Source organism: Streptomyces sp. NPDC014727 (assembly GCF_043083485.1).
Taxonomy (GTDB): domain Bacteria; phylum Actinomycetota; class Actinomycetes; order Streptomycetales; family Streptomycetaceae; genus Streptomyces.
Genome location: NZ_JBIBYR010000002.1, coordinates 436,535 through 452,066, shown reverse-complemented (window position 1 = coordinate 452,066; position 15,532 = coordinate 436,535). Strand labels below are relative to the sequence as shown.

Below are 15,532 nucleotides of genomic sequence, written 5' to 3'. Positions count from 1 at the left end.
AGCCAACTATTGAGTACGAGCGGGCCATAAACCACACTTAAAGGGTCTCGGTTTGACAACATCGACAGGGCGCCGCTGACCGAAATCCGGACAAAGCGATCCCAGACAGACACGCCCGAAACGGACCGTTAACACATGTTCCGGAGAGCGACGCTCGATAACCGGACACCCCGGGCAGAAAAACGAGTTGACGAAAAGACCGGGCCCCCACAGTCTCTGCGGGGGCCCGGGTCTCATGTCAATGGCTCGAACGGCTCTTGCCGACGAGCCGTCGGCCTGTGCGGCGTCAGCGCTTGGCGCGGGACGCGGCGCGGCCGCGCTCCTTCTGGTCCAGGACGACCTTGCGGATGCGGACCGTCTCCGGAGTCACCTCGATGCACTCGTCCTCGCGGCAGAACTCCAGGGACTGCTCCAGGGAGAGCTTGCGGGCCGGGACCACGTTCTCCGTGGTGTCCGCGGAAGCCGCACGCATGTTGGTGAGCTTCTTCTCCTTGGTGATGTTCACGTCCATGTCGTCGGCGCGGGAGTTCTCGCCGATGATCATGCCCTCGTAGACCTCGGTGCCGGCCTCGGTGAAGATGACACCGCGCTCCTGGAGGTTGACCATCGCGAACGGCGTCACGGAGCCCGCGCGGTCGGCGACCAGGGAGCCGTTGTGACGGGTGCGCAGCTCGCCGAACCACGGCTCGTGGCCCTCGAAGATGGAGTGCGCGATGCCCGTGCCGCGGGTCTGCGTCAGGAACTCCGTACGGAAGCCGATGAGGCCGCGGGACGGAACGATCCACTCCATGCGGACCCAGCCCGAACCGTGGTTCGTCATCGTCTCCATACGGCCCTTGCGGGTCGCCATCAGCTGGGTGATCGCACCGAGGTGCTCCTCGGGGGAGTCGATCGTCATGCGCTCGATCGGCTCGTGCGTCTTGCCGTCGACCTGCTTGGTGACGACCTCCGGCTTGCCGACCGTGAGCTCGAAGCCCTCACGGCGCATCTGCTCGACGAGGATGGCCAGCGCGAGCTCACCGCGACCCTGGACCTCCCAGGCGTCCGGGCGCTCGGTGTCCAGGACGCGGAGCGAGACGTTACCGATCAGCTCGCGGTCGAGGCGGTCCTTCACCTGGCGGGCGGTGACCTTGTGGCCCTTGCCGCCCTTGCCGACGAGCGGCGAGGTGTTCGTGCCGATGGTCATCGAGATGGCCGGCTCGTCGACCGTGATCAGCGGCAGCGCGACCGGGTTCTCGGGGTCGGCCAGGGTCTCGCCGATCATGATGTCCGGGATGCCCGCGATGGCGCAGATGTCGCCGGGGCCCGCCACCTCGGCCGGCTTGCGGGTGAGCGCCTCGGTCATCAGCAGCTCGGTGATGCGGACGTTGGACATCGTGCCGTCGCGCTTGATCCAGGTGACGGTCTGGCCCTTGCGCAGCTCGCCCTGCTCGACGCGGCAGAGCGCGATACGGCCGAGGAAGTTGTCGGCGTCCAGGTTGGTGACGTGGGCCTGCAGCGGGGCCTCGTCGTCGTACTCCGGGGCCGGGACGTGCGACAGGATCGTGGAGAAGAACGGCTCCAGGTTGTCGCTGTCCTGCGGGACGGTGCCGTCCTCGGGCTTGGTCAGCGAGGCCACGCCGTCACGGGCGCAGGCGTAGACGATCGGGAACTCGATCTGGTCCTCGTCCGCGTCCAGGTCCAGGAACAGGTCGTACGTCTCGTCGACGACCTCGGCGATCCGGGAGTCGGGGCGGTCCGTCTTGTTGATGCAGAGGATGACCGGCATCTTCGCGGCGAGCGCCTTGCGCAGCACGAAACGGGTCTGCGGAAGCGGGCCCTCGGAGGCGTCGACGAGCAGCACGACCGCGTCCACCATCGACAGACCGCGCTCGACCTCGCCGCCGAAGTCGGCGTGGCCGGGGGTGTCGATGATGTTGATCGTGATCGGGTCCCCGCCGTCCTTGGGGTGATACTTCACCGCCGTGTTCTTGGCGAGGATCGTGATGCCCTTCTCACGCTCCAGGTCGTTCGAGTCCATCATGCGTTCGTCGAGGTTCTCGGCGGCGTGCGCGGCGAAGGCGCCGGCCTGCCTGAGCATGGCGTCGACCAGAGTGGTCTTGCCGTGGTCGACGTGGGCGACGATGGCTACGTTACGGATGTCGTGGCGCGTGGGCATGGGTGGCTAGCGCTTCTCTCGGGTCGTGGGATCAGGCGTCTCAGTCGGTCTCGGGTCCTCGTACGCCCGCCGGGCGGACGCGCCACGGCTACCCACCATGGTACGGGGCTGGCGCCGTGGCGGCTTCCCGGGCGATTCCTACCGGCCGCAGGACAGGCGCACGGCCTCTCGGGCTGCGGCGGACGCGTGCTTGCGGAGCGGCTCCTCACAGCGGAGGATTCCGCCGACCGGGGCGGTGGCGGTCACCACATGCCCGAAGGTCGGCTCGTGCTGCTCGCCGTGCCCGCAGGAGTAACGGAAATCGGTCTCGATCAGCTGGAATGCGCTGTACGAGACATAGTGGCCGACGGAACCGCTGAACTCACCGGCACCGGTGTCGAGGGGCGGGTACTCCCCCGGCTGGTGGTGGCGACAGTCCGTGTCCGCTTCATGTTTCCGTCCCCGTGGTCATGGCTTGCGGTGAATTTCACCGGTGGTCATGGCCACGGTCCCCCGGGCGGTCGGCCGGGGCGCCGGATTTGAGCAACTTCAGAGGTGGGGCTCCGAAGCGGCGGCTCCGAGCCCCCGCCCCGGAGCCGGGGCTCGGGGGTGGAGGGCCGGAGGTGGGGGGAGTGAGCGGCCACCCGGGTCAGCGGGTGGGCACGACCTTGCCCGCCGGGGAGTCCGGCGGGCAAGGGACTTGAGCCAGTTCTGAGCTTCCGATTCGTTTCTGACCTGCTACTTCTTCTTGTTCGCCGGGGCTCCGGCGGCCTGCGGCTCCTTGAACCCGATGTCCTGGTAGTGGGGTGCCCCGAACCCGAAGGCGCCGACGTTCGCCAGCTTTCTGTTCGTCGCGACGAGCTGCGGACGCTGATAGAGCGGAATCGATCCTGCCGCGGCCCAGATCCGGGCGTCCGCCTTCTTCATCAGGTCCTGGGCGGCCCCCTCGTCGAGCTCCGACGCCGCCTGGTCGAAGAGCTGGTCGATGTGGTCCGTACCGACGCGGGTGTAGTTCTGCTCGACCAGCAGCGAGCCGTCGGTGGCGGGCACCGGCTTGGCGAAGATCGGGCGGTCGTCGGTGGCCGGGTAGGCGGTGGCCGGCCAGGAGTACAGCGCCAGGTCGTAGTCGCCGGAGGCGATGTGGTCCTTGAAGTAGCTGTCGTCGGCGACCTTGGTGACCGATGTGCCGATGCCGATCGAATCGAGCATCGCGGAGATCCTCTGCCCGACCGCGCGCAGCGGCTCCGACCCCGGACCCGACGGCAGGACGAAGCGCAGGGTCAGCGGCTTGCCGTCCTTGCCGAGCGGGCCGCGGCGCGCCTCGGCGGCGTGGGCGGGGGCCGCGGTGCCCGCGGGGGCGTACGCACCGGTGGCGCCGCCCGGCCGCTTGTCCTGGGCGGTGACCTCGGAGACGGCGTCCTCGGAGGCGCCGGACCCGGCCAGGTGTCCGGCCTGGCGCAGCAGAGCGGCGCTGTGGAACGCGGCGGCGTGCGCGGGGGCGAGGACCTGGCGGGCTTTCCCCGCTCCGTCACCGGGCTTGTTGTCGTCGCCCACGATGTACAGGCCGTCGTCGGCGGCGGGCTCACGCCTGTGGGCGGCGTTGCCGGGCTTGCCGTCGTCGCTCCCGGTGCCTGGGGTGCCGGTGCCGGGCTTGCCGTCGTCGCCCTCGGTGCCGGGCTTGCCGCCGGGCGGGCCGGCCTTCTCGGAGGCGGCCGGCTTGTCGTCCTTCCCGGCGGTGGCCTCCTTGTCCTTCGTGCCCTTCTTCCCGGCCTCGCTGCCCGCCTTGGTGCCGTCCGGCTTCTTGACCGCACCCTCCCGCGTCCAGCCCGCATCGGCCAGCAGTGCCCGCGCCTCCTCTGTGTCCTGGCCGCCGAGCGCGCCGCTGCCGTCCTTGTACCCGGGCTGTCCGGCCAGGGCCAGGTGGCTGCCGAGCGGTGCGGCGGGCAGGCCGAGCGGTTTGAGCACGGTGTCGACGAGCTCCTGCCGGTTCAGGGCGCGGGCGACCGCCCGGCGCACCCGTTCGTCGGCCAGCGGTCCGGACTCGCCGTTCAGCGCGAGCTGGGTGTACGCGGGCTCCAGCGACTTGCGGACCACGTACGAGCGCAGCTTGCCCTGCTCGGCGGTGTACGCCTCGGCCGCCGCCCTGGCCTTCTCCCTGGCCGCCTGCGCCGCAGCCGCCTCCTCCTCGTTCGAGCCGTGTGCCACGGCCCAGGAGCGCAGTGCGGCGGCCGGACCGTCCCCGGAGCCGGGGCCCTGGGCGAGCGGCTGCCCGTTCGCGCCGCCGTCGCGGCCCGCCTGCACGATCCGGTGCGCCGCGGCGGCATCGACATCGGCGACGTCGATCTTCCCTTCGGTCAGCGCTTGGGCGCGGTCCTGCGGCTTGACGGCACGGAAGACCAGCTTGTCGAGCTTGGCGGTCGCGCCCCACCAGCGCGGATTGCGGACCAGGGTGACCTCGCCGGCCTTCGTGTCCACGCCGCCCAGCCGGAACGGTCCGGCAGTGGCCTTGAGGGTGGTCCGTGCGCCGTCGTTGAAGGAGTTCGGGGAGCCGGTCACCTCCTTCGGGTACAGCGGGGAGAAGAGCGAGCGCCAGTCCGCGTACGGCTTGGCGAAGGTGACCCGGACCTCCAGGTCGTCCGCGCCCCGCTCGATCTTCTCGATCCGCTCGTAGCCGGCGTTGCGGGCGGTCCAGTACGCCGAGTCCTTGCCGCTCAGCGCCCGCCACTGGGCGACGAAGTCGGGCGCCCCGATGTCCCGTCCGTCGCTCCACACCGCCTGCTGGTTGAGCCGGTAGAGCACCACCTGTCTGGGCTCGCGCTCGACCACCTTCGCGGACTCCAGATAGTCCGGATTCAGCCGCGGCCTGCCCTTGGCGTCCAGGGGGAACAGCGTCGGCAGCAGGGCGCCGGTGATCCGGGTGGTGGCGCTGTCGGCGTCGGCCTGGAAGGCGTTGAGGGTGGTGGGCATGGTGTCGATCGCCCAGTTGGCCGTGCCCCCCTGGGCGACCAGATCCCGGCCCGCGACCGCGATGTCCTGGGGGACGACGGCGCCCGCCGTGCCGCCGTCGTCGGAGCTGCAGCCCGCCAGCACCGGGAGCGTCAGCACGCCCGTCGTGAGGAGCGCGAGCGAGCGGCGCTTTCGGGCCGTCACCCGCGGGACGCCGACGTGGGACATGGCTGATACCTCCGGGGCCGGACCGGCCCACCCGCACCGGAATGGGTCGGATTGTGCATTCTTGGTGTCATATGTAGCTGATCACACTGGTTTCGTTCGTCCACTGAAGGCGCCCCCGCGTGAGCGGCGGCGCAGACACGGCGCAGCGGCCCGTAACCTCACCCGGGCGGCGCAACGCCGCGCGGGACCGGGAAGGCCCGCACTCTTCACCACGCGGGCGTGACGCCCGACACCCTCAGGCGCATGAACATGACCGCCCACGACCGCGGAAGTGGGAGCAAGTCATGTGGAAACAAGTGGAATTGACGGCTTTTCAGCAGCGAGCGCGGTGGGTTCGGCGGCGTCGCGGCCCGGCCGCTCCATCTCGTACACGGTGTCGTCGGCGACCGCGCCGCCGGCAAAGGGTCGTTGGTGAGAAGCGACTTGGTGAGGACGGGGCAGCGCGGAGGTCTCCGTACAGTGGGTGTTTGTGCTTTACGGAAGATCCGCGGAAATCAGCGCACTGGACGAGGTCATCGCGCGGGCTCGCGACGGCTTTGGCGGCGCGGTGGTGTTGCGAGGTGAAGCAGGCGCGGGCAAGACGGCCCTGCTCGACGCGGCGGCCGTGCGAGGCGGCGCGATGCGCGTGCTGCGGACCACTGGCGTCGAGGCCGAGTCCGACCTGGCGTTCGCGGCGCTGCACCAGGTGCTGTGGCCGGTGACCGGCTCGCTGGACGCGCTTCCCGTACCGCAGCGCGACGCTGTCCGCGCTGCGTTGGGGCTTGCCGTCGGGAGCGACGGCGATCGGTACTTGCTGGGCGCGGGCGTGCTGTCGTTGCTGGCCGAGGCCGCCGCTCCGGACGGTTTGCTCTGCGTGGTCGACGACTTCCAGTGGACCGACCGGGCCTCGGCCGACGCACTGCTGTTTGCCGCCAGGCGGCTGAGGACAGAGAAGATCGCGATGTTGTTCGCCGTGCGCGGGAACGCTCCGGTCAAGGGTGTGCCCCTGACGGTGGAGGTGCGTGGTCTGCCCGGAGCCGCAGCGGCCGAGATGCTGGAGTCACGCTGGGGTGTGCCGCCCGGTGTGGTGCGGGAACTCGTCGCACTGACCGGCGCGAACCCGCTCGCCCTGGGCGAGATCGCCGCCCGCCTGACACCGGCGCAGCTCGCGGGGCGCGAACCGCTGCCCGACCCGCTTCCCGGTGGTGTCCGGTTGTTCGGCGATCGGGTGGCTGCGTTGTCCGCCTCTGCCCGGCGGCTCGCTCTGGTCGCCGCGGTGGAGGCCGACCTCGGCCTGGTTCTGCGCGCCACCGACCGGTTGTCCGCCGAGGGAACGGTACGGCCCGGGGAGAACACGGGGGCCGGGACCGGGCGGTCGGCGCCGGCCGAGCTGGAGGAGTCCGGGCTTGCGGAGTTCTCGGGCGCGCGTGTGCACTTCCGCCATCCGCTCATCCGGTCGGCGGTGTACGAGGCGGCCACCGCCGCCGAGATCCGCCGGGCGCACGCCGTGCTGGCGGAGCTGGCCGAGGGCGACCGCCGCGCCTGGCACCTGGCCGGAGCCGCGATGGGCCAGGACGAGCAGGTCGCTGCCGAGCTGGTGGCCGCCGCGGAGCGGGCGCGTGACCGTGGTGGGTACGGTACCGCCGCTACCGCCCTGGCCAGGGCCGCCGAGCTGACGCCCGAGCCGCGTGCCCGTGCCGTCCGTCTGAAGGACGCCGCCGTCGTGGCCTGGCTCGGTGGGCGCCCGGGGCAGGGGTGATGTCTGCCCCGGGCTGCGCCCTCCGCATCGAACCGGCCCACGCGCCCTGTCGGTGCTCAAGCCGAGGAGCTCCGACCACGCGCTGATCCCGCTGGAGGAACGGGCCGTGGACCGGAAGTCCGACCCGCTGGTGTGGCGGGGGAACAGGATCCGGCGGCGGGAGACTCCCTGATCCCCCCTCAACCGAGCAGCTTGACGATCGCCTCGGTGCTGTCCGTCTCGCCGAGGCGCGGGAAGATCTTCTCGACGCCGTTGCGGTGGGCGTCGCCGTCCATGTCGGTCACCGCGTCGGTGGCCACGGTGACGTGGTAGCCGTGCTCGTACGCGCAGCGGGCGGTGGACTCGACGCCGATGCTGGTCGCCACGCCCGTCACCACGACCTGGGTGACGCCCCGGCGGCGCAGCTGGAGGTCGAGGTCGGTGCCGTAGAAGGCTCCCCACTGCTGCTTGGTGACGACGATGTCGCCCTCGCGCGGGCCGAGCTCGGGGATGATCTCGGCCCAGTCGGCGGGGAGCGTGCCGGAGTGACCGGGCGTCTCGGTGCGGCCGGGGGCGCCGCCGGTGACGCGGACCAGGACGACCGGGAGGCCCTTGGCGCGGAAGGCGTCGGCGAGGGTCGCGGAGTTCGCGACGATGTCGGCGGCGGGGTGGACGGTGGGCAGCGCGACGATGCCCTTCTGCAGGTCGACGACGACCAGGGCGGTCTTCGGGTCCAGGGCGGTGGCGGTCACGGTGGTGCTCCTGTGGTTCGGGAGGGGAAACGGTTCGGGGGAACGGTTCAGGCACGGGTGCGCAGGGCGCGGTCGGTGACGGTCAGGACGATCAGCAGCAGGCCGAGGACGACGGAGACCGCTGCCATGAGGTGGAGCCCGCCGTCGCTCGCCGACCGCCCGTAAGCGAGGGCGATCAGGCTGGACGCGGTGATGGCCCCGATGTACTGGGCGGTGCGCTGGAGTCCGGCGGCGGAGCCGATGCTCTCGGGCGGGGCGTACGACTGGACGGCGGCCTGGTTGCTCGTACCGATCAGCCCCTGCGGTATGCCGAAGCAGGCTCCGGCGAGCAGCAGTACGGCGAGCGGGGTCGAACCGGAGAAGAACGCCAGCACCCCGGCGCCGACGGTGAGCAGCACACAGGCCAGGGCGAGCGGACCGCGGATCCCCTTCGTACGGGCGCCGAGCAGCGAGCAGACCAGCGCGGCGAGCGACATCGGCAGCATCAGCAGTCCGGTGTGCCCGGAGGAGTAGCCCCGTACCTCCTCCAGCCACTGCGTGTAGCCGTACATCACGCAGTAAATGAGCAGATAGCTCACACCGTGGCGCAGATACGTACGGGCGAGTGCTCCGTTGTCCGCGAGCATCCGCAGATCGATGAAGGGCCGGGGAGTGCGCAGCTGCCACCACACCAGGCCGCCGGTCAGCGCGGCGAACGGCGCGAGCAGCCACCACATGGGATGGGAGAGATCGAGCAGGAAGACGACCAGCACGGTGAGCGCGGTCGAGAAGAGGCCGATGCCGAGCGGGTCCAGGTCGAGCTTCGGCACGCTGCCGTCGGCGGCGCGCCCGCGCGGCGGGTCCGCCGGGATCCAGAGCAGCGCGGACCCGAACGCGAGGAGCGCGACGGGCACGTTGACGGCGAAGATGCCGCGCCAGCCGACGGCCATGACGAGCAGCCCGCCGAGAGTGGGCCCGACGGCGGCGCTGCCGAGCGCGGCGAAGGAGAGCCTCGCCAGGACCGGACGCGGGGTCGCGCGGCCGATCCGCCGGGACTCGTCGCGCAGTACGGCCATGGCGGCCGGATACGCCGCCGACGTACCGATGCCGAGCAGCAGCCGGGAGACCAGGAGCCACCGGAAGTCCGGCGCGAACGTGCCGACCAGGCCGGATGCCATCACGACGACCAGCCCGGCGAGGAAGACCCGGCGGGGGCCGAGGAGATCGGCGAGCCTGCCGAGTACGGGCTGGGCGACGGCGCTGGCGAGATAGAGGACCGAGATCAGCCAGGCGGTGTCGGCGGCACCGATGCCGAAGTGGTGCCCGATCGCCACCAGGGCCGTGGAGATCATCGTGGTGTTGAGCGGGTTGAGCAGGGAGCCGATGAGGAGCGGGGCGGTGAGGCGGGCGCTGAATCCCGGGGCGGGTGTCGGTGTGGATGCCCGCGCCGGCGCGGAGGTCGCCGTCCCTGCCGGTGCCGGCACCGTTTCGCGTATCGCCGGCGTGGACGCCTCGCGGCCGGTCGGCTCCCGGCCGCAGGGCCGGCCGGTCACTTCCCGACCAGTCGGTCGATCAGCTCGGCCGCCTCGGCGACCGTGCGGCGTTCGGCGCCGTCCAGCTCGGCGGCGATGGCCTCGGCGAGCCAGTTGTGCTTGGCGGCCCAGACCGCGGCGAGCGTGGTGCGTCCGGTCCCGGTGATCGATATCACCGACTTCCGTCCGTCGGCCGGATCGGGCGCCCGCTCGACGAGTCCCTGGCTCTCCAGCGCGCCGAGGGTCAGCCGCATGGACTGCGGACGCACGTACTCGGCGCGGGCCAGCGCGGCCGTGGTGGCCGGGCCCTCACCGTCCAGCCTGGCGAGCACCGAGCGCTGGGTCGGCGTGAGCAGGCTCTCCGACGACGTGGTGCGCAGCCGTCGCAGCAATCGGCTGACCGCGGCGGTGAGCTGCGTCGCCAAGTGCTCGGCGGTCGGCTCGGCGCGAGGGTCCGCGGATCGGGCTTCGGTCGGTTCCGGCATGCCTTCACCGTAGAAGATGCACAGGCCATCTTGCAAGGTTACCTGTCTGTTTTGGGACGGTCTTGCCCGTCGAGCAGCCAGCGATCTAGGGTGAATGCGCTTTCAAAAGAGGGTCGGTACATGCAACAGCAGGTACTTCGGTACGGAAGAAGAAGCGGACGGTCGGTCGAGTGAGCGCCCCAACGGTGTACGACGTCGCCGAGCGGTCGGGCGTCTCCATTGCCACGGTCTCGCGGGTCTACCGCACCCCCGATTCGGTGCGCGCCCAGACCCGTGAGCGGGTCCTCGAAGCCGCGCGGCAGCTCGGCTACGTACCCAGCGGGAACGCCCGGGGCCTGGCCAGCCGGACCACCGGCGTGCTCGGCCTCTGCTTCCCCGACATGGCCGATCCCGACGCCGAGGCCGACGCGGAGGCCGACAGCGACGCCGACGACGCGGTGATGCTCTACTCCGACCAGATCATCCGCGGCATGGAGCGGGCGGCACGCCGGCACGGCTACGCGCTGCTGATCGCCGCCTCGCTGGAGGGCAGACCGGAGAGCGTGGCGAAGGTCGCGGGACGGGTCGACGGCTTCGCCGTGCTGGCGCGGACCGTGCCGACCGAGGACCTCGAAGTGATATCGCGCCGGCTTCCGGTGGTGATGCTCGCCGGACCGCGCGAGATCGACCACCTCGACCACATCGTCGTCGCGAACGCCGACGGGGAGCGTGAACTGGCCCGCCATCTGATCGAGGACCACGGGCTGCGCAGACTGGCGTTCGTCGGGGGCGAAGCCGACTCTCCGGACGCCGAGGCGCGGTTCCTGGGCTTCCAGGAGGCATGCCGCGACGCCGGACTGCCGGTGCCGGACGAGCCCGATCTGCGGGCCGAGCCGATGACGCAGGCCGAGGGCGCGCGGGCCGCGGAGGCGCTGCTCGACCGGCCCGGCGAACGGCCGGAGGGGGTGCTCTTCGCCAACGACCAGATGGCGGTGGGCGCGCTGCGCGCACTGGAGCGGCGCGGGGTGCGCGTGCCGGAGGACGTCGCGGTGACCGGTTTCGACGGGATTCCGCTCAGCCGGATCGTACGGCCGCCGCTGACGACCGTGCGCCAGCCGATCCGCCAACTCGGCGAGCAGGCCGTCGAGTTGCTGGTACAGCGGCTGGGCAACAGCGGGCGCGAACCGGTGTCGCTCATGCTCCCGGTATCGGTGATCCGCCGCGCGAGCTGCGGCTGCGGCTGACGGGAGCGGCCCGCCCGGCGGTCCCCGGGGCGGCCCTCAGGCCCGCCCCAGCCGCTCCCCGAAGAAACGCCGCCGGGCCGCCTGGAGCTCGGCCACCTCCGCTGCCGTGCCCTCGTGCTCGAAGTGCCCCGCGCTCAGCACCAGCAGCTCGCGCTCACCGGCCAGCGCGTTGTGCACGGCGAACTGTCCCGGCGGTGGCACCGAGGGGTCGAAGAGCGCCGCGGCCACCAGCGTGGGTATCTCCAGCCGTGTCGCGGCCGTGGCAGCGTCGAAGTACGGCAGCACCTCGGTGACCTCGGGGTGATCCTGGCGGTACCCCCGCACCGACTCCCCGCTGCCGATGCACGGCAGGGTGAGCCGCAGCGGATGGTTGCCGAAGGTCGGCACCGTCAGCTGCGCGGCCCCGAACCGGTCGTCCCAGGGCATCGCCAGCGCGCCGAGCCCGCCGCCGAAGCTCTCCCCGAGGTATCCGAGCCCCAAGCCGCCCGGCTCCGGCGCCAGTTCCGGCACCAGCTCGCACAGCGCCGACGCCGCGCACCACAGGTCCGCCACGCAGTCGCCGATGACATATGTGTCGCGCGACTCGATGCCGTGCAGCACATGCGCGGCGGACACGTCCGGGATGCGCGGGTGCAGACCGCGCGTCCCCATGCCCCGTACACACGGCAGGATCGCCGCGGCCCGGGGCAGCGGCAGCGGCACATCGGGGCCCGGCTCCTGCCGGCCGCCGTAGCCGTGTCCGATGACGAATCCGTACTCCGCCGGGCCCTCGACGGGCAGCGCCACCCAGCCGCCGAGCCGCACCCCGCCCACCGAGGTGAAGGTCACGCCGTGGATCCGTACCCCGTCGCGCTCCTCCTCCGGCGGCCCGAGTTCCGGCTCCGTGGCGACCTTGCGGGCCTCCTCGTAGCGGGCCTGCCAGAAGGAGTCGAAATCGTCCGGAGCGGCCGGAGCGGGGACGCCCAGCAGGTCCTGGAGCGTACGCCCGTAAGCCGGGTCGAAGGGGAAGTCGTGTTCGAACGAAGCCATGGATCCGACCGTATCGGCCGCGCCCGCGGCGGTACAGGCCGTTGATCATCATGTGGACCTCAGCGAAATCGGTCACATCGTCCACAATTTCGCAAACAGCGCACTTACCGTGCCAAGTTGAACATTCAGATGTCCGACACGTTGCACGAGTGTGACCTAGCACCCTCTTGCGGATTCCCGAATCTCTGTCGCAGAGTAATGTATGCGCTTACAGGCAGCGCATACATCCGGATTGCTCGAGGAGGAGCCCTCCATGTCCCGCACCGCCAGAAACACCTCGATCGGTATCGCAGTCACGGCTGCGCTCACTCTCGGTCTCACCGCGTGCGGCAGCTCCGGTGGCGACGACGTCGCCGCGGACAAGAAGCAGACGATCACCGTCTGGGCCATGGGGGCCGAGGGCGAGAAGCTCGCGGATGTGGCCAAGGAGTACACCAGGGCCAACCCGAACGTGACCGTGAAGGTGACCCCGGTCGGCTGGGACGTCGCCCACCAGAAGCTGGTCTCCGCGGCCGCCGCCGGCACCCTGCCGGACGTGGCGCAGATGGGCGGCAGCTACATGGGCGAGTTCGCCGAGCTCGGTGTGCTGGAGCCGGTCGACACCAAGACGTTCGACGAGAAGGACTTCTTCCCCTCCGGCTGGCAGCAGGGCGAGGTGAACGGCAAGGCGTACGGCGTGCCGTGGTACGTCGACACCCGTGTCCTCTACTACCGCACCGACCTGGCCGAGAAGGCCGGCGTCAGCAAGGCTCCGACCAACTGGAAGGAGATGCAGGACCTCGCCTCGGCCTACCAGAAGAAGGCCGGAACCAAGTGGGGCCTGTCCATCCAGCCGAGCGGCCTGGACACGGTGCAGAACTTCTACTCCTTCCTGTACTCGGCCGGCGGCGAGATCGTCAACGACAAGGGCGAGGTCGTCATCGACAGCCCCGAGGCCGTCAAGGCGCTCAAGGAGTACGGCTCGTACTTCGACAAGGGGCTCTCCAACAAGTCCGTGCAGCCCGGCTACGACGTGGTGAAGGACTTCGGCAACGGCCGTGTCCCGATGTTCTTCGGCGGCCCCTGGCACGTCACCCTGCTGAACGAGGGCCAGCCGCAGCTCAAGGGCAAGTGGGCGGTGGCCAACGTGCCCGCCGACAAGTCCTCCGTCTCCATGGCCGGCGGCTCCTCCCTGGTCGTCTCCAAGGACAGCAAGCACAAGGCCGCCGCCACCGAGTTCATCAAGTACCTGACGGACACCAAGGGCCAGGCCGACTGGTACAAGCGCACCAAGGACCTGCCCGCCAACACCGCCGCCTGGACCTCCGGCGACCTCGCCGACGACGCCGGCCTCCAGGTCTTCAAGAAGCAGATGGACACCGCCAAGTCCTCGCCCTCGCTGTCCAACTGGACCGAGATCACCGACAAGGTCGACCAGGCCATCGCCAAGGTGACCCAGGGCAAGGCGTCCGCCGAGGACGCGCTCAAGACGGCCCAGTCCCAAATCGAAGGCCTCGTGAAGTAGGAGTCATGCGCACCATGACCTCAAAGGCCGCGGAGTCGGCCAAGGTGCAGGCCGGGCCGGGGGGCTCCACGCCCCCGGCCACCGGGCCCGCGGGTCGCCGGGGTGGCAGGAAGCCATCGATGGGCGTGCAGAACGTGGCCGGCTGGCTGTTCTCCACTCCCTTCCTCGTCCTCTTCCTCGTCTTCATGGCGTTCCCGATCGTCGCCACGCTGGTGATGAGCTTCACCGACTTCGGGCTGCGCAATGTCACGCACCCGCTGGACGCGAACTTCATCGGCTTCGAGAACTACGTCAATCTCTTCAGCGACGACAAGTTCCTCACGTCGCTGTTCAACACGGCGTACTTCGTGGTGATCGGTGTCCCCCTGACCATCTTCCTCGGGCTCGTCGTCGCCGTACTGCTGAACAACGGCATCGACCGGGCACGGACCTTCTTCCGTGTCGGCTTCTACGCACCGGTGGTCACGACCATCGTCGCGGTCGCCGTGGTCTGGCGGTTCGTGCTCGACCCGAGCGACGGGCTGATCGCGGGACTCTTCTCCGAAGTGGGCCTCACCTCACCCGACTTCCTGGGCTCCGAGACGCTCGCCATGCCGTCGATGATCGCGATGGCCGTCTGGCGCAACCTCGGCACGGTCATGGTGCTCTTCATCGCCGGTCTGCAGGCCATCCCCACCGAGGTGCGGGAGGCCGCGCGGCTGGACGGTGCCGGTGTCTGGCAGGAGTTCAAGGGCATCACCGTGCCCCTGCTGCGGCCCACGCTGCTGTACGCCACGGTGATCACCACCATCGGTTACCTCAATGTCTTCGAGGAGCCGTTCGTGATGACCCAGGGCGGTCCCTCGGACTCCACGCTCACCGTCTCGCTGAACATGTACCGCGAGGGCTTCAACTTCTTCCACATGGGCTATGCGAGCGCCATGGCGTATGTCCTCTTCGTAGTGATCATGGGCATCACGGTGCTGCAGCTCCGACTGCTGAAGGACAACACGAAATGAGCGCCACCAGTGCACCGGGCGCCGTCTCGACGGCGCCGTCGAAGGAGCCCGGGGACACGCGGCCGGCCGGGGCGGAGTCCAGGCCGAAGAAGGCCCGCAACCCCAGGCGCCCGCTCGTCCACGTCCTGCTCTCGGTCGGTCTGCTGATCATGTCGGCGCCGTTCCTGTGGATGGCCCTCTCGGCCTTCAAGACACAGCAGGAGCTGACGGCCAGCCCGCCCGTGTGGATCCCGACCGAATGGACCCTGGAGAACTTCCGGGACCTGCTCGACAAGCTCGACCTGCCGCTGTACTTCATGAACTCGGTGATCGTGGCGGTGCTGGTCACCGTCTCGAACCTGGTGTTCTGCTCGATGCTCGGGTACGCCCTGGCCAAGCTGAACTTCGCCGGCCGCAACAAGATCTTCGGCCTGGTCCTCGGCGCCCTGATGGTGCCCGGCAACCTGATGCTGCTGCCGCTCTTCGTGCTGATGAGCAAGCTGCACCTGATCGACTCGTACGCCGGTCTGGTGCTGCCGTTCGCCGCCGGAGCCTTCGGTGTCTTCCTGATGCGGCAGTTCATGCAGTCGATCCCGGACGAGCTGCTGGAAGCGGCCCGGATGGACGGCGCCGGTGAGTGGTACATCTTCTGGCGGATCGTGATGCCGTTGGTGAAGCCCGCGCTGGCGACGCTTTCGATCTTCACGTTCCTGGGGTCCTGGAACAACTTCGTCTGGCCGCTCATCGCGACCAACGACCCCGACAAGTACACCCTTCCGGTCGCCCTGGCCACCTTCGCCACGGACCCCAACAAGGCGGGCGGATCCAACGGCATGCTGATGGCCGGGTCCCTGCTGGTCGTCCTGCCCGTCGTGGTCCTGTTCATCGCGCTCCAGCGGCACTTCACCCAGGGCATCGCCACGGCGGGCATGAAGTAGCCCGCCCCGGGCGGCCGCCCCACCGAAACGTACGAGGCCGCGCCCCGCACTCCGCCGGCCACACCCCTTCACGCACCAGAAAGAC

11 protein-coding genes and 1 pseudogene are annotated in these 15,532 nt (G+C 70.2%); 6 read left to right on the top strand and 6 right to left on the bottom strand.

Annotated elements, in window-relative coordinates:
- Positions 1-286 precede the first annotated feature (286 nt).
- Together typA and ACF1B9_RS05680 are read right to left on the bottom strand one after the other, a co-directional pair.
- Positions 287-2,158: a translational GTPase TypA gene (gene typA / locus ACF1B9_RS05685; RefSeq protein WP_351087014.1), complete on the bottom strand. Its 1,872-nt coding sequence runs from the start codon at positions 2,156-2,158 to the stop codon at positions 287-289.
- A gap of 717 nt (positions 2,159-2,875) precedes the next feature.
- Positions 2,876-5,311, bottom strand: a complete 2,436-nt coding sequence (locus ACF1B9_RS05680; RefSeq protein WP_391739242.1) for an ABC transporter substrate-binding protein — start codon at positions 5,309-5,311, stop codon at positions 2,876-2,878.
- Positions 5,312-5,780: 469 nt separating this feature from the next.
- On the opposite strand from ACF1B9_RS05680, the gene ACF1B9_RS05675 reads away from it, so the two are divergent.
- Both ACF1B9_RS05675 and ACF1B9_RS05670 read left to right on the top strand, forming a co-directional pair.
- Positions 5,781-7,049, top strand: coding sequence for an AAA family ATPase (locus ACF1B9_RS05675; protein WP_391739241.1), 1,269 nt, complete (start codon positions 5,781-5,783; stop codon positions 7,047-7,049).
- 64 nt (positions 7,050-7,113) lie between these two features.
- Positions 7,114-7,221, top strand: a pseudogene (locus ACF1B9_RS05670) (succinate dehydrogenase/fumarate reductase iron-sulfur subunit); the annotation flags it as partial.
- A 7-nt stretch (positions 7,222-7,228) separates the two neighbouring features.
- On the opposite strand, the gene ACF1B9_RS05665 reads toward ACF1B9_RS05670, so the two are convergent.
- From ACF1B9_RS05665 to ACF1B9_RS05655, 3 genes are all read right to left on the bottom strand, one after another.
- Positions 7,229-7,780 carry an isochorismatase family protein gene (locus ACF1B9_RS05665; RefSeq protein ID WP_391739240.1) on the bottom strand — a complete coding sequence of 184 codons (552 nt, stop codon included), beginning with the start codon at positions 7,778-7,780 and terminating at the stop codon, positions 7,229-7,231.
- 47 nt (positions 7,781-7,827) lie between these two features.
- Entirely contained in the window at positions 7,828-9,243 is a 1,416-nt protein-coding gene (locus ACF1B9_RS05660) for an MFS transporter (RefSeq protein WP_391739239.1), read from the bottom strand.
- A 65-nt stretch (positions 9,244-9,308) separates the two neighbouring features.
- The gene (locus tag ACF1B9_RS05655; RefSeq protein ID WP_391739238.1) at positions 9,309-9,776 is read right to left on the bottom strand and encodes a MarR family winged helix-turn-helix transcriptional regulator; all 468 of its coding nucleotides are present in this window, start codon (positions 9,774-9,776) and stop codon (positions 9,309-9,311) included.
- Between the two features lie 170 nt (positions 9,777-9,946).
- Between ACF1B9_RS05655 and ACF1B9_RS05650 the strand changes: the two genes are divergently transcribed.
- A complete protein-coding gene (locus ACF1B9_RS05650; protein ID WP_391739237.1) occupies positions 9,947-10,999 on the top strand; it encodes a LacI family DNA-binding transcriptional regulator in 1,053 nt (350 codons plus the stop codon).
- A 36-nt stretch (positions 11,000-11,035) separates the two neighbouring features.
- Here the strand turns inward: ACF1B9_RS05650 and ACF1B9_RS05645 are convergent, their stop codons facing one another.
- Positions 11,036-12,028 carry an acetylxylan esterase gene (locus tag ACF1B9_RS05645; protein WP_391739236.1) on the bottom strand — a complete coding sequence of 331 codons (993 nt, stop codon included), beginning with the start codon at positions 12,026-12,028 and terminating at the stop codon, positions 11,036-11,038.
- A gap of 253 nt (positions 12,029-12,281) precedes the next feature.
- Here ACF1B9_RS05645 and ACF1B9_RS05640 point away from each other — a divergent pair, with 253 nt between their 5' ends.
- From ACF1B9_RS05640 to ACF1B9_RS05630, 3 genes are read left to right on the top strand one after another with little or no spacing between them, the layout of a single operon-like run.
- The gene (locus ACF1B9_RS05640) at positions 12,282-13,532 is read left to right on the top strand and encodes a sugar ABC transporter substrate-binding protein (protein WP_391739235.1); all 1,251 of its coding nucleotides are present in this window, start codon (positions 12,282-12,284) and stop codon (positions 13,530-13,532) included.
- A 5-nt stretch (positions 13,533-13,537) separates the two neighbouring features.
- Positions 13,538-14,530, top strand: coding sequence for a carbohydrate ABC transporter permease (locus tag ACF1B9_RS05635; RefSeq protein ID WP_391739234.1), 993 nt, complete (start codon positions 13,538-13,540; stop codon positions 14,528-14,530).
- Entirely contained in the window at positions 14,527-15,447 is a 921-nt protein-coding gene (locus tag ACF1B9_RS05630) for a carbohydrate ABC transporter permease (protein WP_391739233.1), read from the top strand. Before ACF1B9_RS05635 ends, ACF1B9_RS05630 begins: the two co-directional genes overlap by 4 nt.
- The last annotated feature ends 85 nt before the right edge of the window (positions 15,448-15,532 follow it).